General features: G+C 63.4%; 16 protein-coding genes, 2 tRNA genes and 1 pseudogene. 11 read left to right on the top strand and 8 right to left on the bottom strand.

Features of this window, described 5'->3' with window-relative positions:
• The 5 genes from QOC89_RS24380 to pncB form a co-directional block, all read right to left on the bottom strand.
• A partial coding sequence (locus QOC89_RS24380) for a DNA recombination protein RmuC (protein WP_323047359.1) occupies positions 1 to 1,316 on the bottom strand: 1,316 nt, incomplete at its 3' end.
• On the bottom strand, positions 1,313 to 2,302 hold the full coding sequence (locus QOC89_RS24385; RefSeq protein WP_323047360.1) for a D-glycerate dehydrogenase: 990 nt from the start codon (positions 2,300 to 2,302) through the stop codon (positions 1,313 to 1,315). The genes QOC89_RS24385 and QOC89_RS24380, both read right to left, overlap by 4 nt.
• A gap of 67 nt (positions 2,303 to 2,369) precedes the next feature.
• On the bottom strand, positions 2,370 to 3,797 hold the full coding sequence (locus tag QOC89_RS24390; RefSeq protein WP_323047361.1) for a sodium:proton antiporter: 1,428 nt from the start codon (positions 3,795 to 3,797) through the stop codon (positions 2,370 to 2,372).
• 67 nt (positions 3,798 to 3,864) lie between these two features.
• Positions 3,865 to 4,527 carry a lactate utilization protein C gene (locus tag QOC89_RS24395; protein WP_323047362.1) on the bottom strand — a complete coding sequence of 221 codons (663 nt, stop codon included), beginning with the start codon at positions 4,525 to 4,527 and terminating at the stop codon, positions 3,865 to 3,867.
• Positions 4,528 to 4,708: 181 nt separating this feature from the next.
• Complete coding sequence (pncB, locus tag QOC89_RS24400) at positions 4,709 to 5,905, bottom strand: nicotinate phosphoribosyltransferase (RefSeq protein ID WP_179733459.1); 1,197 nt, start codon at positions 5,903 to 5,905, stop codon at positions 4,709 to 4,711.
• Between the two features lie 300 nt (positions 5,906 to 6,205).
• Between pncB and fdxA the strand changes: the two genes are divergently transcribed.
• The 8 genes and pseudogenes from fdxA to QOC89_RS24440 all read left to right on the top strand — a co-directional run bounded on the left by fdxA (position 6,206) and on the right by QOC89_RS24440 (position 11,196).
• Entirely contained in the window at positions 6,206 to 6,529 is a 324-nt protein-coding gene (gene fdxA / locus QOC89_RS24405) for a ferredoxin FdxA (RefSeq protein WP_323047363.1), read from the top strand.
• A gap of 115 nt (positions 6,530 to 6,644) precedes the next feature.
• Positions 6,645 to 6,720, top strand: a tRNA-Asn gene (locus tag QOC89_RS24410).
• Between the two features lie 62 nt (positions 6,721 to 6,782).
• Positions 6,783 to 6,858: transfer RNA gene (locus QOC89_RS24415), tRNA-Asn, on the top strand.
• Between the two features lie 223 nt (positions 6,859 to 7,081).
• On the top strand, positions 7,082 to 7,558 hold the full coding sequence (locus QOC89_RS24420; RefSeq protein ID WP_323047364.1) for a CreA family protein: 477 nt from the start codon (positions 7,082 to 7,084) through the stop codon (positions 7,556 to 7,558).
• 132 nt (positions 7,559 to 7,690) lie between these two features.
• Positions 7,691 to 8,518, top strand: coding sequence for an AraC family transcriptional regulator (locus tag QOC89_RS24425; protein ID WP_416340459.1), 828 nt, complete (start codon positions 7,691 to 7,693; stop codon positions 8,516 to 8,518).
• 391 nt (positions 8,519 to 8,909) lie between these two features.
• A pseudogene (locus QOC89_RS24430) lies at positions 8,910 to 9,659 on the top strand (AzlC family ABC transporter permease); the annotation flags it as partial.
• Between the two features lie 98 nt (positions 9,660 to 9,757).
• Positions 9,758 to 10,081: an AzlD domain-containing protein gene (locus QOC89_RS24435; protein WP_323047365.1), complete on the top strand. Its 324-nt coding sequence runs from the start codon at positions 9,758 to 9,760 to the stop codon at positions 10,079 to 10,081.
• A 353-nt stretch (positions 10,082 to 10,434) separates the two neighbouring features.
• Positions 10,435 to 11,196 carry a DUF4088 family protein gene (locus tag QOC89_RS24440; RefSeq protein ID WP_323047366.1) on the top strand — a complete coding sequence of 254 codons (762 nt, stop codon included), beginning with the start codon at positions 10,435 to 10,437 and terminating at the stop codon, positions 11,194 to 11,196.
• Between the two features lie 25 nt (positions 11,197 to 11,221).
• On the opposite strand, the gene QOC89_RS24445 is transcribed toward QOC89_RS24440, so the two are convergent.
• From QOC89_RS24445 to QOC89_RS24455, 3 genes are all read right to left on the bottom strand, one after another.
• On the bottom strand, positions 11,222 to 13,414 hold the full coding sequence (locus QOC89_RS24445; protein WP_323047367.1) for an ATP-dependent helicase: 2,193 nt from the start codon (positions 13,412 to 13,414) through the stop codon (positions 11,222 to 11,224).
• Between the two features lie 269 nt (positions 13,415 to 13,683).
• Complete coding sequence (locus QOC89_RS24450; protein ID WP_323047368.1) at positions 13,684 to 13,947, bottom strand: hypothetical protein; 264 nt, start codon at positions 13,945 to 13,947, stop codon at positions 13,684 to 13,686.
• An 11-nt stretch (positions 13,948 to 13,958) separates the two neighbouring features.
• Entirely contained in the window at positions 13,959 to 14,414 is a 456-nt protein-coding gene (locus tag QOC89_RS24455) for a hypothetical protein (RefSeq protein WP_323047369.1), read from the bottom strand.
• Positions 14,415 to 14,729: 315 nt separating this feature from the next.
• Between QOC89_RS24455 and QOC89_RS24460 the strand changes: the two genes are divergently transcribed.
• The 3 genes from QOC89_RS24460 (at position 14,730) to panS (ending at position 18,120) form a co-directional block, all read left to right on the top strand.
• A complete protein-coding gene (locus QOC89_RS24460; protein WP_011489423.1) occupies positions 14,730 to 14,948 on the top strand; it encodes an RNA-binding S4 domain-containing protein in 219 nt (72 codons plus the stop codon).
• 353 nt (positions 14,949 to 15,301) lie between these two features.
• The gene (locus QOC89_RS24465; RefSeq protein ID WP_323047370.1) at positions 15,302 to 16,714 is read left to right on the top strand and encodes an MATE family efflux transporter; all 1,413 of its coding nucleotides are present in this window, start codon (positions 15,302 to 15,304) and stop codon (positions 16,712 to 16,714) included.
• Positions 16,715 to 17,160: 446 nt separating this feature from the next.
• Positions 17,161 to 18,120, top strand: coding sequence for a ketopantoate/pantoate/pantothenate transporter PanS (gene panS / locus QOC89_RS24470; protein ID WP_323047371.1), 960 nt, complete (start codon positions 17,161 to 17,163; stop codon positions 18,118 to 18,120).
• The last annotated feature ends 183 nt before the right edge of the window (positions 18,121 to 18,303 follow it).

The raw sequence follows: 18,303 nt of genomic DNA on the forward strand, positions 1-18,303 counted from the left end.
CGTGTGACGGTTTCGAGCTGCGCCTTAGTTCTCGCCAGCACGTCGCCAAACTTGCCGAACTCCGTTTTCACCGCGCCAAGCACCTGCCACACCTCGCTCGAGCGCTTCTCGATCGCCAGCGTGCGGAAGCCCATCTGCAAACTATTGAGCAAGGCCGTGAGCGTAGTCGGGCCGGCAATCGTCACGCGGTAGTCGCGTTGCAGCTGATCGGTCAGGCCCGGCCGACGCAGCACTTCCGCATACAGGCCTTCGGTCGGGAGGAACAGCAGCGCGAAATCCGTGGTGTGCGGCGGCGACACATACTTCTCGGCGATCGTGCGTGCCTCGGCGCGAATCCGCGTTTCCAGCGCACGCGACGCTTCCTCCACCGCAACGGGATCGGCGCGCTCCTGAGCCTCGATCAACCGCTCGTAATCTTCACGCGGGAACTTGGCGTCGATCGGCAACCAGACCGGCGTGGCGGATTCCCCCGTCGCCGCGCGGCCCGGCAGTTTGATCGCGAATTCGACGCGATCCGCGCTCTTCGGCACCGTCGCGACGTTCTTCGCGTATTGATCCGCGGTGAGCAATTGTTCGAGCAACGCTTCGAGTTGCACTTCGCCCCACGTGCCGCGCGTCTTGACGTTGGTCAGAACCTTCTTCAGGTCGCCGACGCCCGCAGCCAGCGTCTGCATCTCGCCGAGTCCGCGATGCACCTGCTCCAGCCGGTCGGACACCAGCTTGAACGATTCGCCGAGACGTTGTTCGAGCGTAGCGTGCAGCTTCTCGTCGACCGTGCGGCGCATCTCTTCGAGCTTGGTCGAGTTATTTGTCTCGATGTCTTTCAGCCGCTGCTCGATGGTCGCGCGCACCTCGGCGAAGCGGCGATCGTTCGCCTCGGTGAGCTGCCCCAGTTGCAAGGTCAGCGTTTCGCCGAACTGCCTGAGCGTGCGCCCTTGCTCATCGCGTGCCTGCTGCGCCTGCTGCTGCAAGCTGTGACGTACCGCGTCGAGTTGCTGCGCGAAGCCGTCGATCTTGCCGCCCTGCACCGTCGTCATACTGCTGAATTGCGATGCCAGCGTCTGCTGGAAGTGCGCGAACCCGCTGCTCTGCTCGCTACGCGACACGCGCGCCGTTTCGGTGATGTCATTGCGCAATTGCCGCTCGAGCCGCTCATAAGCATGCGATTGCGCATCTGCCGCCGCGTCGATACGCTCGCTCAAAATCTCGAAGCGCTCGCTTTCCTCAGCGCGGCCATGGCCGCGCATCAGCAATGCCAACGCGATGACCAGAGCTACCGCCAGCACCGCAACGGCCGCCACCAGAATCATTGTCATGAACGCGCCTTGCCAAGCACCTCTGGATTGATCGGATTCGGCGGCCGCCCGGCGCGCGGACCTTCACCCAGCGCCGCGATCAGATTGTCGGCGGCGAGGTTTGCCATGGCGCGGCGCGTGGCTTCGGTGGCGCTGGCAATGTGCGGTGTCAGTACGACATTCGACACGCTCAGCAGGTCCGGATTCAGATTCGGCTCGCCTTCATAGACATCCAGACCGGCTGCGGCAATCTGTTTCGAACGCAGTGCCTCGACCAGCGCGGCGTCGTCAACAATGCCGCCGCGCGCGATGTTGGTGAGCGTCGCTGTCGGCTTCATCTGCGCGAGTTCGGCCGCGCCGATCGTGTGATGGTTTTCCTTCGTGTACGGCAGGACCAGCACCACGTGATCCGCGCGTTGCAGCAGGTCTTGTTTGGACGCGTATTGCGCGTTCAACTCCGCTTCGATCTCCGGCGCGACGCGCGAACGGTTGTGATAAATCACCTGCATGTTGAAGCCCTTCGCACGACGCGCCAGCGCTTGCCCGATGCGGCCCATGCCGATCACACCGAGGGTCGAGCCGTGGATGTCGCTGCCGAGAAAGCTGTCGTAGCTCCACTTCTGCCATTTGCCCTCGCGCAGCCAATGCTCCGATTCGGCGATGCGGCGCGCTGCGGCCATCATCAACGCCCAGCCGAAATCCGCAGTGGATTCGTTCAGCACGTCCGGCGTATTGGTGCCGAGCACATTCGCCGCATTGAACGCGGCCATGTCGAAATTGTTATAGCCCACCGCCATGTTCGCCACGACGCGCAGGCGCGGCGCCGCTGCGAACACAGCCGCGCCGATCGGATCGCCCGCAGTCAAAGCGCCGTCTTTGTCCGCGAGACGGCGAGTCAGCTCTTCCACTGACAATACGTCGCCCTGGTGCCAGTCGACGTCGAAATACTGTTTGAGCCGTTCGATCACGTCGGGAAAGATCGGACGGGCGACGAGGATCTTCTGCATTGCAATTCTCCGGATAGCGCGTCGAGTTAAATGGTCTCGGCGTCAAAAATAAGCATGAAACCCGGCGTCAGAAAAACAGCCAGCCGGTGACGAAAAACAGTGGCAGCAGCACCGCCGCCGACCAGCCGAGATACGCGAAAAACCCCGGCATGCGAATGCCCCGCGATTCCGCGATCGCTTTCACCATGAAGTTCGGCGCGTTGCCGATGTACGTATTGGCGCCCATGAATACCGCGCCGGCCGAGATCGCGGCGAGCGTGGTGGCGCCGGTGGTCATCAGACTCTGCGCGTCGCCGCCGGCCAGGTTGAAGAACACCAGGTAGGTCGGCGCGTTGTCCAGAAACGACGATAGCAGGCCGGTCGCCCAGAAGTACATCATGTCGTGCGGTTGGCCGGACGGGTTGACCAGATGGACGATGCCGGCGAACGCACCTGCCTCGCCGGCCCGCAGGATCGTGATGACCGGCGCGATCGTCACGAAAATGCCGGCAAACAGCTTGGCGACTTCTTCGATCGGCGCCCAGTTGAAGTCGTTGCCGGCGCGTGCCGCGCGCGGCGTCAGCGCGAGCGAGAGCAAAGTGACGCCGATCAGCGCCACATCGCGCACCGCATTTTGCAACGCGACCTGCGTACCGAAGACGTCGAACGCGACGTCCGGCTTCCAGAGTCCGCTCATCAAAACCAGCGCGATCACGGCCGCGAGAAGCACGAAGTTGATCGTGCCGTCGATGCCGAGCAGCGGCGAATCCGGCGTCGGATCGAGAAAGCGCGCGCGCTCTTCTTCACGCCGATGAAAATAGTACGAGTCCAACGCATGGAACGCGGCCAGCAGCACGACGCAGACGAACAGCATGGGCAATGCCAGATGCGTGGTGGTCCAGAAGAAACTCACGCCCTGCAGGAAGCCGAGAAAGAGCGGTGGGTCGCCGAGCGGCGATAGTGAGCCGCCCGCGTTTGCCACCAGGAAGATGAAGAACACCACCACATGAACGACATGCTTGCGATTGTCGTTGGCGCGCAGCAATGGGCGGATCAGCAGCATCGCCGCGCCGGTTGTACCCATGATGCTGGCCAACAAGGTGCCGAGAGCGAGAATCGCGGTATTCAGCCGCGGCGTGCCGTGCAGATTGCCGCGTACGCAAATGCCGCCCGCCACGGTATAGAGCGCGGTCAGCAACACGATGAATGGAATGTATTCTTCGAGAACCGCGTGCACTAAGGTGCCGAACGCGAGGGCCGTGCCGAAAGTAAGCGCGAACGGTACCAGAAACAGGGCCGCCCACGCTGCCGCGATCTTGCCGAAATGGTGATGCCAGAATGCCGGCGCGACCAACGGAAACACCGCAATCGACAACAACACGCCTGCAAACGGCAAGCCCCACAATGCCGATAAAGCCGCGCCGTCGAGCGTAGCCGCCGAAGCCAGTTGAGGCCAACTCGCCAGCGTCAGTGCCGCGACGAACACCATGCTCGTCCATACGGCATGTCGTTTCATATTTTTGGAATCCTTGTTGCAGCGGACAATTACGCGCGCCTTCGGCAGGCACCACCGGTCGCGCAACTCAGGTGCCACGCACGACAATCGCATGCACCCGATACGGCCCGTGCGCGCCAAGCACGATAGTCTGTTCGATATCGCCGGTGCGCGAAGGCCCGGAAACGAAATTGACCGCGCGTGGGAGTTCACCGCGTTCGCTGCGGATCAGCTCGAACGCCTCTTCATGTCCCGAGACGATGCGCGAGGCCGGCACGATCGCAATATGCGTTTCCGGAAGCAGGGCCGCCGACGCATAGGTCTCGGGCCCGGACAGCAGGACCAGTGTGCCGGTCTCCGCAGTCGCACAGAAGCAGCCGGTGAGTCCGACCACGTCGCCGTCTTCTGGTTTGCGAAATTCGACGCTGAGGCCGGCTTCGGCCCACGGGAGATCCTGGAGGGTTTGCCATGCGATTGCCTGCACCGGCAAAGCATGTTCAGTGAGGTAGCGATGCGCGGCGGCCGGCACATCGCTCAGTGCTTCGACCGTATCGACCGTGGTCGCCATTTTCCGCGCTTCTTCGATGAAGCGCATGGTCAGATCGGCCGGCATCTCCGGACGCGGGCCTTGAGGGTGGCGCGTCAGGTAGTCCACCGCCGCCTCGCGCTCCGAAACGGAGGGCTCGGGCTCGCGCCCCTGCGCTGCGCGGATGCGCGCCAGGATGTTACGGCGGGGAATCGATGTATCCATATGCGAAATCCTCGTGTCGACAGCCGTGCGATATGGCGGGAATTATACCGGCCACCCTGCGCGCGAACACCCTGGCCGAACGGCCTATGGCCGCGTCCCGGCGACGCGGCGAGCGCAATCTGCCTGAGGCATTGGCACCTGAGCCGCACATGAGTCACACATGAGCCGCGCGGGCGCAGCCTCACTTCGCAGCGTCTTCCTCGGGTTGCGCAATGCCGAACACCTGCCGCAGATACGCGAGATAGGCCTTGTCTTCGCACATGTTCTTGCCCGGCGAATCGGACAGCTTCGCCACCGGCTGGCCATTGCAGCGAACCATCTTGATGACGATCTGCAACGGGTTGTAGCCCAGATCGTTGGTCAGATTGGTGCCTACGCCGAATGCCAGCTTGCAGCGGCCGCGGAAACGCTCGTACAGTTGCAGCACCTTCGGAATGTCGAGCGCGTCGGAGAAGACGAGGATCTTGGTGCGCGGATCGCAGCGGTTCGCTTCGTAGTGCTTGAGCAGGCGCTCGCCCCAGTCGAACGGATCGCCGGAATCGTGGCGCGCGCCGTCGAACAGCTTGCAGAAGTACATGTCGAAGTCGCGCAGGAACGCCTCCATGCCGTACACGTCCGACAGTGCGATACCCAGGTCGCCGCGATATTCCTTCGCCCACATTTCGAAGCCGAAGATCTGCGAGTCGCGCAGCCGCGGACCGAGCGCCTGACACGCCTGCAGATACTCGTGCGCCATCGTGCCGAGCGGCGTGAGGCTGTGCTTCATCGCGTAGAAGACGTTGCTGGTGCCGGCAAACTGCTCGCCGAGGCCGTCTTTCAGCGTGAGGATCACTTCTTCGTGCCATTGCTTCGAGAAGCGGCGGCGCGTGCCGTAGTCGGCGATCTTGCAGTCGGCGAATTCCGGACGCGCGCCCAGCAGCTTGATCTTCTCGACCAGACGGCCGCGCCCTTCGCTGTAGTCGGGCTGTTGCTGGGTGTTGCGGAAGTAGACTTCGTTGACGATCGCGAGCATCGGGATCTCGAACAGGATCGTGTGCAGCCACGGCCCTTTGATCTCGATGTCGATTTCCCCGTTGCCCTTCGGCGAGGGTTCGATCGATATGTATTTCTCGTTCAGATGGAACAGCGCGAGAAACTCGATGAAGTCGCCCTTGATGAAGCGCATGCGCCGCAGGTAGTCGAGTTCGTCGTCGGTGAAGCGCAGCTCGCACAGCTTGCGCACCTCACCGCGAATCTCGGCGATATACGGCACGAGATCGACATTCGGCGTGCGGCAGCGAAACCGGTACTCGACATTCGCCGCGGGAAAGTGATGCAACACCACTTGCATCATCGTGAACTTGTACAGATCGGTGTCGAGCAGCGAAGTAATAATCATGATGGTGCGAACTGGACTGCAGGAGAACGGAAAGCCTGGCTCGACCAACCGCGTCAACCCATGCGCGTGCGGCGCGCCCCGTGTGCGCCGACCTGACGCATGTTACCCGAATGCGTCCGGATTCAGCGCGCCCTCAGCCTGTTGCGGGACTGCTGGGGAACTGTTGCGCCGGACGCCATAACCTAATCACGAAAACGTATAAAAGGCGTTGCCTGCTGGCGTATGCGGCTCTTGACGTTACGTTACAATAGCGTTTTTGGCGTTTCGCCTTCCCTGATTCCGCATGCAGGAGCTGCCTGAATGACTCACGTTGTGACCGAAAGCTGCATCAAGTGCCGCTATACCGACTGCGTCGATGTGTGCCCGGTGGACTGCTTTCGCGAAGGTCCCAACTTCCTCGCGATCGACCCCGATGAATGTATCGACTGCGCCGTGTGCGTGGCCGAGTGCCCGGTAAACGCCATTTATGCCGAAGAAGACGTGCCGGGCGACCAGCAGCACTTCACCGAACTGAATGCCGATCTGGCGAAGAATTGGCCGAGCATCACCAAGACCAAAGCACCGTTGCCGGAAGCCGAAGAATTCAAGGACGTGAAGGAAAAGCTGGCCCTGCTCGCACGTTGAGTCGCGCGGCCGGTACCCTGCTGTTGCTTTCGAATCAAATCGGGATGAACGCAGGGTATTGACAGGTGCTTAAGCTGCTCCTACAATTTCGCTTCTCTGCTGTTTGTTGTTCTGTTCCTCGATAGCTCAGTCGGTAGAGCGCCGGACTGTTAATCCGTAGGTCCCTGGTTCGAGCCCAGGTCGAGGAGCCAAGAATTGCAAAAGCCCGTTAACCAAGACGGGCTTTTTTATGTAGATCAAGTTGTACTGCTGTTCCTCGATAGCTCAGTCGGTAGAGCGCCGGACTGTTAATCCGTAGGTCCCTGGTTCGAGCCCAGGTCGAGGAGCCAAAAAATTTGGAAGGCCCGCATTCGTGCGGGCTTTTTTGTTTTGGTCTTTCTGCTTTGGCCTGGCCAGTTTCGACGCATGGGCGAATGCCGTCGTTTTCGACCAGCAGGTAGCGCATGACCTCGACGGTTGCACCGCCCCTCTGGCGGACACGCCGTTATACGATGGCGTCTTGTCGGCGCGACTTCCCGGCGCCCGATCCACGCCCTCATTCCCGGTCATCCCATGAAACTCACCTTGTTTCGCACCGCACTTGCAGTCACTGCCGCCCTGTCGCTGCCCGTGGCCCACGGCGAAGAAGTCGGCAGCGTCAATACCAACTTCCGTGTCACGGGCTCTGACCGCGTGGTCGTCGAAGCCTATGACGATCCTCTTGTTCAGGGTGTGACCTGCTATGTGTCGCGAGCACGCACCGGCGGCGTCAAGGGCACGCTCGGCATTGCCGAAGATCCGACCGAAGCGTCGATTGCCTGCCGCCAGGTCGGCGCGATCAGCTTCACAGGACCGGTGAAAAAGCAGGCCGACGTGTTCTCCGTGAGCATGTCGCTGATTTTCAAATCGCTGCATGTGGTGCGGATAGTCGATGCGAAGCGCAGCACGCTGGTGTACATGACCTATAGCGATCGCGTCGTCAGCGGCAGCGCGAAAAACAGCGTGAGCGCGGTGCCCGTACCGGCCGGTACGACGATCCCGGTCAAGTGATCGCCGCCCTACGGCAAAACTCACTGCGCAAAGGTCTGAACGGCATGAGGAACGGCACCGGCAGCGGCCACGGCGCGCTACACTGAGCGGTCATGCCGGGTTGCCGGATCGCCGGATCGCTAGACCTCCATCATGAATGCCCATCGCTTCCAGGATTCCGCCCGCTATTGGCGTACGCCGCTTTTGCCCGGCGCGGATCTGCTCACGGCCGAATATCACGACCATGAGTTCACCCCGCATTGGCACGACGCGTACACGATTCCGGTGATCGTCGCGGGGGCCGAGGGCTATCGGTATCGCGGCTCGAACTATGTCGCCGAAGCGGGTAGCGTGCCGATCATCAACCCGGGCGAATTGCACACGGGTTCGAAGGCTGTCGAGGCAGGCTGGCGGTATCGCGTGATGTATGCGCCCGTAGATTTCATCCACGATCTCGCCAATGAACTCGCGGGCACGCCGCAACCGTTACCGTGGTTCGCGCCGGGTGTGATCCGCGATCCCGATCTGGCGCGGCGACTGGCGCATGCACACCGCCTGCTGGAGGCCGGCGACGATCCGCTCGCCGCCGAGGCCGCCATGCTCGACGCGGTGTCCACCTTGCTGGCCCGCTACTCGCAAACGCATCCGGAGCCGTCGCGCCTCGCCACCGACGACGCCCGCGTCGCGACCATGCAGGAGCGCCTGACCGGCGACCTCGCCGAAGCCGTCACGCTGGCCGAAGTCGCGCAGGCAGCGGGCCTATCGCCATTTCACGCCGCGCGCCTTTTCAACCAGGCCACCGGTCTGCCGCCGCATGCGTGGCGCAACCAGGTGCGCCTGCAACGCTCGCTCGCACCATTGCGTGCAGGTGCGTCCGTGACGGAAGTCGCCGCAGCCAGCGGTTTCACGGACCAGAGCCATTTCACGCGCCATTTCCGGCGCATGTTCGGCGTGCCGCCCGGACGTTGGCAAAGCAGCTGACGCAGGGCTCACGAGACAGCAGGACGCCGGCCGCGGGTACGTTTGCAACGCTATTGGGTCGCGTGGCCGGTCGCTCAGGCCATCCCGAAGGCTGTAAAGCACCCCTATAGGCGGCCCGCTCAGCTAGCGCTATGCAGCAATTCAGCAATTCAGCAATTCAGCAATTCAGCAATTCAGCAATTCAGCAATTCAGCAATTCAGCAATTCAATCCCAAGACCTACCTTTGCGGGATCCGTTCCGATTGGGCCGCCATTCGCTCTGGCCACCTCGCGCATTGCATCAGCCGGATCAACCAGCCACGACCCTCAGCAGCACCCGCGCGCCCACCGCAAGAACGTACAAGCCCTGCCCGGCACCGCCCGCTATGCTTCCCGAATCAAGGAGGCTAGATTGACCCATCCCAACCCCGGCCAGCCCTCGAGCACAGGCCACCTAAAGGAATTCACCGCCGGCGCGCGCGACATCATCCCGATGATGGTCGGCGCGGCGCCCTTCGGCGTGATCTTCGGCACGCTGGTCGCGTCCGGCCCTCTGCATCTATGGCATGGGCAGTTGATGTCGCTCGTCGTGTTTGCCGGTTCCGCGCAATTCATCGCCTTGGGTCTGATCGCCGGCCACGCGAGTTTTGCGGTGATCTGGGCGACCACGCTCGTCGTCAACCTGCGTCATGTGCTGTATAGCGCGACGCTCGCGCCGCACGTCGCGCATCTATCCGCGCGCTGGCGCTGGGCGCTCGGCGCGCTGCTCACCGACGAAGTCTTCGCGGTCGCATGGGAGCACTACCGGCATCGGGAGCCCGGCACGGTCGGCCCCCACTACTTTTTCGGCGCAGGTCTCGCCATGTACCTGAACTGGCAGATCTGGACCGTCGGGGGCCTGCTGTTCGGCGCCGCTTTTCCCGGCCTGCAGTCGCTCGGACTCGATTTCGCGATGGTGGCCACGTTCATCGCGATCGTGGTGCCGCAGCTCGTCGCGCTGCGCTATATCGCGGCGGCCGTCACCGCTGGCACGCTGGCTTTCTTCTGGCAAGCCTGGCCCTACAAGCTCGGCCTGCTGGGCGCGGTGTTCGCCGGCGTCACAATTGGTGTTTTGCTGTCGGTGCCGCGACGGGGGCGAGGCACACGGGAGAGTCGCGAAAGCCCGCCCGCAACCTCGCAGGAGCTCACCCAGGAGCCTCGGCGGAATGCGGCGCGGAAAATCTCGCAGGAAACCTCCCGGAAACCCGCAGGAGCATCGCGATGAACTACGTCGTCCTGATCCTCGGCATGGCGATCATTACATGGGTGATCCGCGCCGCCGTCTTCGTGCTGGGCGACCGGCTGGTATTTCCGCCGCTCGTGCGCACCGCGCTCGGCTTCGTGCCGGTTACGGTGCTGACCGCGATCATCGTGCCGATGGCGGTCTCGCCGCACGGCACCAGCGCCGAACTGACCTGGCGCAATCCGCAACTGGTCGGGGCGTTGGCGGCCATCGCGGTTAGCGCGCTGACACGTCGGCCACTCCTGACCATCGCGGTGGGTCTGGCGGTCTTTTTTGTCTGGCAAGGCGTCGTGCTTAAATAGGCGCAGTCCGAGACTGACGTCGCGCGTGCCGGGTTAAACAGCGCAATTGACGCAAATGGCGCGCACACGCCCATAACCGCTAGGCGCGGCGCCCCCCGCACGGGCAACGCGCGCCGCGTACTGCCTCAAAACGACGCCCCCCCTCTAAAGCGGCCCTCAATCTCCCGCGCGCCCTCAAGTTTCTTTCAATTCCGTCGATATCAAGTCGAGGTCCGCTCATCGGGATACGTCCCGCTGGTTATGCGGCAACAGGCAGAATCACCGCACCGGCATTCGGCGTCGCGTCTCACGAGATCCAGGTGCGGCCGGGCGACATGACGAAGCCGCGCGGGCAGGACCAAACGGGATAACACATGGGTCAAATTACCCTCACGCTCAAAGACGAGACCATTGCGACGCTGCGCAAGGATTTCGACGCCTTTTTGCGGGTTTCGCTGAAGCTCGATCCGCAGTTCGCGACGCCGTCGTTTGAGGATTTTTTGCGCGCCAAGCTGCTCGACAACATGGTGCCGCTGACTGAACACGCGGTTAAGCGGATGTTGCAGGGCGGCCAGTACGCATGGGCGAAACGCACGCTGGACAAGGAGTTTCCGGACGTCGTCGCGATCCTGATGCGGCAGGCGGCGGAATTCGGTTTCGGCTTCGCGGCCCGCTCGGAATGGACGCCGGAAGAACTCGCCAAGCAGTGCCGCGACTGGGCCGCGGCCATCGTCAAGGAAGCCGAAGGCGACGCCGCGCTGATCGATCCGCTCGCGGCGCAGATCAAGAGCGAGGCAAAGGATATTCAGGCGCTCGAGGAACTCATGCAAACGCCCGCCTGGCGGCTGGTGGAATCGCTGCGCCAGCGCGTCTACGAAGCCAAGGTGGCATGCGAAACGAACGTAGGCAGCACTGCCCGTGAGAAGCTTGGCGAACTGCGCGGGCTACTGCGTCTGGGCATTTCACACGGGTCGTTCCAGAAGCAGGAAGCGCAGCAGATCATGGAATACCTGCGCTTGCTGAAGCCCGAGATTTTCGTCGAGGAGCCGTACGACGTGTTCTCGCGCCTCGCCGCATGGCTGCGCAATTTCTTCGTGCCGCCCCCTCCGTCGGCGCAGCAGCGGCAGCCACGGTAGTCGCAGCAAGCTCGGGTAGAAGCCGTCAATCCCACATCTTTCTGAGCCGGGCCCCAATCTCGATCCTTGCCTGCGCCGCCGCGGCCAGCCCCGCCGCGGTCGGCGCACTCGGCACCGGCACGCGCGGCCACGCGTAAGCGTCGAACAGCGGCATCAGATGCGCCGGAATGAAACGCGTGCGCGACGCCCAGACATGACGGTCGCCCATATGGGTCTGGTTGTGCACGTAAAAGCGCTGCGGCACGACGATATGCAGGTCTTCCTTCGCGCGTGTCATTGCGACGTATAACAGGCGCCGCTCCTCGTCGATTTCCTCCTCGCTGCCGGTGCCGAGATCGGACGGAATGCAACCGTCGACGCCATTCAGCACGAACACGTTGCGCCACTCCTGCCCCTTCGCCGAATGAATCGTCGACAGAATCAGGTAGTCCTCGTCGATCAGCGGCACGCCGGATTCGTCGCTGGTGGCGTCGGGTGGATCGAGCGTCAATTCAGTGAGGAACCGCTCGCGCGACGGGTAGGTGCCCGCGATGCTTTCCATCTGCAACACGTCCCCGTGACGGATCGCCGCGTCTTCGTGATTGCGCTCGAGATGCGGCTCGTACCACCGCCGCACCATCTCGAACTCGGCGGGCCACGGCGTCTGGCGCCCGTACACACTCGACATCAGCTTGACGAACGGATGCCAGTCTTCCTGCGCGCGAGCGGGCGGCGCGAAGGCGGCCAGCGCGCCACCGGCGCTCCGGGTGAGATCGGCCGGATTGTCGCCGGCCGCCCGGGCCACGATCTCGTCAAGCACCTTCGCGGCGGTAGCGGGACCGACGCCCGGCAGCAACTGCACAACCCGAAAGCCGGCGACACGGTCGCGTGGATTCTCGGCCCAGCGCAGTACGGCAAGCACATCCTTGACGTGCACCGAGTCGAGAAACTTCAGGCCACCGAACTTCACGAACGGAATGTTGCGCCGGGTCAGTTCGATCTCGAGCGCGGCGCTGTGATGGGCGGCGCGAAACAGCACCGCCTGCGACTTGAGCTTCATGCCTTGCTCACGCGCTTCCAGCACCTGTTCGACGATATAGCGCGCCTGATCCGCTTCGTCGGCGACCGTCACCAGGCGAGGGCGCTGCGCCGAGGCTTTGTCGGTCCACAGATTCTTCGTGTAGCGCTCGCTGGCGAGCTCGATCACCGCATTCGACGCCGCCAGAATCGGCGCCGTAGAGCGGTAATTGCGTTCGAGCGTGATTTGCCTCGCCGGCGGATTGAACTGCGCCGGAAAGTCGAGAATGTTGCGCACAGTCGCACCGCGAAACGAATAGATCGACTGGGCGTCGTCGCCGACCACAGTCAGGCCGCGGCCGTCGGGCTTCAACGCGAGCAGGATCGACGCCTGCAGGCGGTTGGTGTCCTGATACTCGTCGACCAGCACGTGATCGAAACGCGCCGAAAGATCGGCCGCGATCGCCGGCTCGGCGGCCATATGCGACCAGTAGAGCAGCAGGTCGTCGTAGTCGAGCACGCTCTGCTTCTGCTTGGCTTCGACGTACGCGGCAAACAGCATGCGCAGATCGGCTTCCCACTCCCGGCACCACGGGAATGCGCTGTTGAGCACGTCGGCGAGCGAGGCGCCGGTGTTGACCACCCGCGAGTAGATCGCAAAGCAGGTGCCCTTGGCCGGAAAACGCCGCTCTTTCGCCGACAAACCCAGCTCGTGCCGAACGAGGTTCATCAGGTCGGCGGAATCCTCGCGGTCGTTGATCGTGAAGGCCGGCGCGAGGCCGATCAGGTCCGCGTATTCGCGCAGTAGCCGCGCACCGACGCTATGGAACGTCCCCGACCATGTGAGCCCTTGGGCCAGCGAGGCCCGCGTACCGAGCGCCGCGCTGGCGATACGCGTGACGCGGCGGGTCATTTCGAGCGCCGCACGGCGTGAGAAAGTCAGCAGCAGGATACGGCGCGGATCGGCGCCCTTCACCACCAGATTGGCGACGCGGTGCGCCAGCGTATTGGTCTTGCCGGAGCCGGCGCCCGCTATCACCAGCAACGCGCCCGGCGGCGCGTTGGGATGGTCGGCGCCATATTCGACGGCTTCGCGTTGCGCGTCGTTGAGCCTGGCCAGCCAGGCGGCCGTATCGAACGGCGGCGGAGATTCGGCGACGGAGAGCACAGTGGATTCGGGCCTGAGATGGAGTTGAAGCGGCGACGCATACTGTATATCCATACAAGTATCAGAGACAAGCGACCCTTTTTTCCAGCTGTCGCTTCGTGGGGCGACAATGTCGGGCGCACCTTGCTCTTTGGATCGGTACATAGACCGGAGACATATGCGACGGGCAAAAAAGAGCACCGCCGCGGCCAAAAGCGATCGCACAGCGAGCACAAAAAATGGCCCGGGCGCACATGCGCTCCGGGCCATTTTCTTCGACGAGGCAAATCTTCGACGAGGCAAAGCGAGGCGTCCGCGACGCCCTGCTTTCCATCAACGCCTTCTTATTGCTTCTTCGCGTCTTTCAGATTGGCGTCGGCGTTCGCCTTGTCGGCGTCGGCCTGGGCATCGGTCTTCTTCTTGTCAGCCTGGGCTTGCGCCACCGATGCCTTCTTGTCGGCCTTCGATTGCTCCTTGGCCGCCTTCTTGTCGGCATGGGTCACTGGCGCGGCGCTCGGGTCGCTCGCCTGCGCGAACGCGACCGACGACAGGCAACCGGCAAGCACCGCGGCATACATCCGGTTCTTTGTCAGCTTGGTGATGGTCATGCGCTACCTCCTTAGTGCTTGGCGTCAGCGCCATCGTCCTGAGTGGCCGTCTGACCTTGCATATTCATCTTCATTTCATTGTTGGCAGTCTGCTTGTCTGCTTTCTTGTTGATCTTGGCGTCGCGCACCTGCTCCTTGTACTGCGACTTGGCAGCCTTCTGCTGTTGCTGCAGCTCCGCCTTGGAAGCCTTCTTCGACGCCTTGTATTCAGCATTCGCCTCCGCGTTGGCGTCGCGCTTCTGGACCAGCGGATCGGTCGAGCCCGACGCCGTCAGACGCGTGGGCGCCGGCGTAACCGGCATCACACCTTGTGCGGCCGGGGCTGCGGGCGCGACATCGGCGCCTTGAGTCTGGACCTGTGCCTGGCCGTTCATAGCGGCGGCCGGTTGCGCACTCTGTGCGACAGCGGCGGTCGCGGCGAATGCAGTCAGGGCGGTACCGATCAGGAGCGTACGAATCTGGGTCATGGCTAAATCCTCTTTAAAGTTGTTGTGACGCGGGCATCCAATCCGGCGCACTGTGTGATGCGTGCTTCATGAGCGCCTTGCCTGGTCTGTTCATCACCGGAAAAACCAGCAAGCTTTGCTACCTACCCACACTTTACGAGTGAAATTCGTAACTGACGACCGGTGTTACGGAACGTTTCATTTTCTGACAACTACATAACATCTGCTTGCGGTCGTGCCAGCGCGCCCCGGTGGCTCCGGGATTTTCTTCAAGGGCAAATCAAGGGCAAGCTTCTGACTTATGATGCGAACCCTTTGCCTGAAGGTGCAAACGCCATGCCCAACCTCGACTTCACACTCACCGGCGACTACGTCGAACTGCACAATCTCCTGAAGATAACGGGGCTCGCGGACAGCGGCGGCTCGGCGAAAATGATGGTCGCGGACGGCGCGGTGACCGTCGACGGCCGGGTCGAAACGCGTAAAACCTGCAAAATCCGCGCGGGGCAGGTGGTGCTGCTCGGCGATACGCGGATCGCGGTGCACGAGGCTTGACGGACCATCTGCTCGCGCTCGGGAACAACGCCCGGACCGAAGCCGCCGAGCCGAAGACCGGTTGGCGATCCTGAACGAAAAATTGAAGATCCGCGGCCAAGGCCCTGTCACTCAAGCGCCGAGTCCGGAAACTTCGGAGGACCCCACGCACCAAAATTGTGCCTCCTCCATCGACATCCCCGCACCCAGGCAATAAGCTGTCAGTTTTCGACAGACAAACAATCGGCTGACAGCCGCTCCACTTTGCCGGTGAGCCAGCGAGTTTCGCGACCGCGACCGGCTGCGTGCAAGCCACGCAAGTCGTCCGGCTTGCGCCCGTCTTCGCTGTCGCCCTTTCCGCTTCCGAGCGCTCCATGACTCAATCCGGCTTCACCCGGGTGGCCGCCCGGCCGCCGACCCTGTCCCGTCACGCGGCAGACACTGCCCGGCTCGCCGCGCCGCTCGCCATCGCGCAGCTGTCGCAAATGGCGATGGGCGTCACCGACACGATCCTGCTCGGCTCGCTCGGCCCGGACGCGCTCGCCGCCGGCGGCCTCGGCGCCAATCTGTTCTTCGTCGTGGTCACGCTGCTGCAGGGCGTGCTGACCTCCGTCAGCGTGAGCGTTTCGCACGCGCGCGGCGCGCAGGACGAAGGCCGCGTGCCCCATATCTACTGGACCGGTCTCGTGTTGTCGGTGCTGCTGTCGGTGCCCGCGTTTTTCCTGCTGTCGTTCGCTACTCCGATCCTGCTGGCGTTCGGCGAGCCCGCGCTGCTTGCGCACAATGTCGGCGAATATGCGGCGGTGCTGCGCTGGGGCTCGCTTGGCAGTCTGATCGGCGTCGGCCTGATGCGCTCGTTCCTGCCGGCCATCGGCGCGGCCAGGCGGCTCCTGTGGGTGTCGTTGATCAGCGTGGTCGTGAACGGCTTTCTCAACTACGGGATGATTCACGGCGTCTACGGGCTGCCGCGCCTTGGCTTTCTCGGCTCGGCAGCGGCCACCTCGATCACTGTCTGGCTCAGCGCGCTCGTGCTGATGGCCCTGTTGCATCTGCGGCCCCGCTACAAACATTTCGTCGTGGCCACGCGGCCGAACGTGCCATTGATGGGCGAACTGTTCGGCATCGGCTGGCCGGTCGCGATCACCTACGGCGTCGAATCGACCCTGTTCCTCGCCACCGGCCTGATGGTCGGCCTGCTCGGCGAATCGCAACTGGCCGCGCACCAGATCGCGCTGAACGTCGCCTCGGTGGCCTTCATGGTGCCCCTCGCGATCGGCCAGGCGGCCAATGTGCGGGTCGGCTACTGGTCCGGCGCGGGCCAGCCGCTCGCCGCGCGCCACGCGGGTTTCGTCGCGCTCGCGCTCGGCGTCGGCTTCATGACGCTCTCGGGCATCGTGCTGATCGCCGCGCCACACTGGATCGTCGGGCTGTATCTGCATCTCGACGACCCGGCCAACGCCGCCACGGTGACGCTCGCGAGTTCGCTGCTCGGCGTGGCCGCGATCTTCCAGATCGTCGACGGTATGCAGACGGTCGGCTCCGGTTGCCTGCGTGGCCTGAAGGACACCCGCGTGCCGATGATCGCCGCGACCTTCGGCTACTGGGTGATCGGCTTTCCGACCGGTTACGCGCTGGCCTTTCACTTCGGTCTCGGCGCGCGCGGTTTGTGGTGGGGGCTCGCGGCCGGCCTCGCCAGCGTCGCGCTGCTGATGACGCTGCGCTTTCACAAACTAAGCCTGCGGCGCGTGCCGCTCACGCCCGGCGCGCCGCCTGCCTCATCAGCATGATGCTTAAGCAAATCACAGATGATTGGTTGGCCGGCCGCGATCCGCGCGCTACGATTCAAGTGTCTTCTTGACACTCCTCTGAAAGGGTTTCAACCCGCGCGCCGCGCGGGTTTCTTTTTTGTGCGGCCGCTCTCGCCGGCGGTTGGATGCACCGGCCACGCTCCCGATCTTGCCGGGCCGTCTCGTTGCACATGCAACCAATGTTTCCCGGCAAACGCGTCGCGAACGGTAAAATGCGCGCTTTGGCAAAGTCGTGCGCACCCGCGCGACGCCGCCTGGCGCACCTCACGAAGGCCTGCGCCGCCCCCGGCCCACCGGCCCGACATTCGCGGCCAAGGCCTGCCGCTCCTCGCGAGTGGCGCCCCGAGCATGCACCGCCCTTCGCGGGCATGCCGCTGGAGCCACCTCGATTTCTCGCCATAAAACATAACCAAGGACCGCCCGTCATGCTTGCCCGCGTCACCCGTTTATTTCCGCTCTGGGCCGTGCTCATTTCGATTGCCGCGTACTTCTCGCCCGCCTCGTTTGCCGGCATTGCGCCGCACGTCACCCTGCTTCTGACGACCATCATGCTGGCGATGGGCGTCACCCTTTCGGTGGCCGATTTCCAGCGCGTCTTCACGCGCCCCGCGCCGGTGATTGCCGGCATCGTGCTGCATTACCTGGTGATGCCGCTCGCCGCCTGGGTGATCGCCAAGGCCCTGCGCATGCCACCGGATCTGACCGCCGGCATGGTGCTGGTGGGCAGCGTGGCAAGCGGCACGGCGTCGAACGTCATGATCTATCTGGCGCGCGGCGACGTTGCGTTGTCGGTGACGATCAGCGCGCTGTCGACGCTGGTCGGCGTGTTCGCAACGCCGCTGCTCACGCGCCTGTATGTGGATGCCTCGATTGCCGTCGACGTGCACGGCATGCTGATGAGCATCCTGCAGATCGTCGCGCTGCCGATCGTGATCGGTGTCGTCGTCAACCAGTTGTTCAACAAGGCCGTGCGCAAGGTCGAGCCGATCTTGCCGCTGATCTCGATGGTGGCGATTCTGTTGATCATCGGCGCGGTGGTCGGCGGCACGCAGAAGAACATCGCGTCGGTCGGTCTCGTGGTGATGCTGGGCGTGGTGCTGCACAACGGCATCGGTTTGCTCGGCGGTTATTGGGGCGGCCGTTTGCTCGGTTTCGACGAAGCCGTCTGCCGCACGCTCGCCATCGAAGTGGGCATGCAGAACTCAGGCCTCGCCGCGACGCTCGGCAAGCTGTATTTCACGCCGATCGCGGCGTTGCCTGGCGCGTTGTTTTCGGTGTGGCATAACCTGTCCGGCTCGCTGCTCGCAGGGTATTGGGCCGGGCGCCCCGCGAAAGGGTCTACCCATCCGGATGGCACACGCGCGTTGAATGCCGAACGCGGGTAACACCGCGGGTCACATCGGCGGGTAACACCGCGGGTCACACCGGCGGGTCGCACCGGCGGGTAACACCGGCCGGTAACACCGTTAACGGGCGCCGAACAACCATGCTCGCCGCCCTCGTCACCGTCACAGGGAAGAACGAACGCTCCGCGGCGTGATTCCCCTTAGAATGCATTTCTCGACAGC

This window comes from Paraburkholderia sp. (assembly GCF_034668105.1).
In the GTDB taxonomy this organism is placed as follows: Bacteria; Pseudomonadota; Gammaproteobacteria; order Burkholderiales; family Burkholderiaceae; genus Paraburkholderia.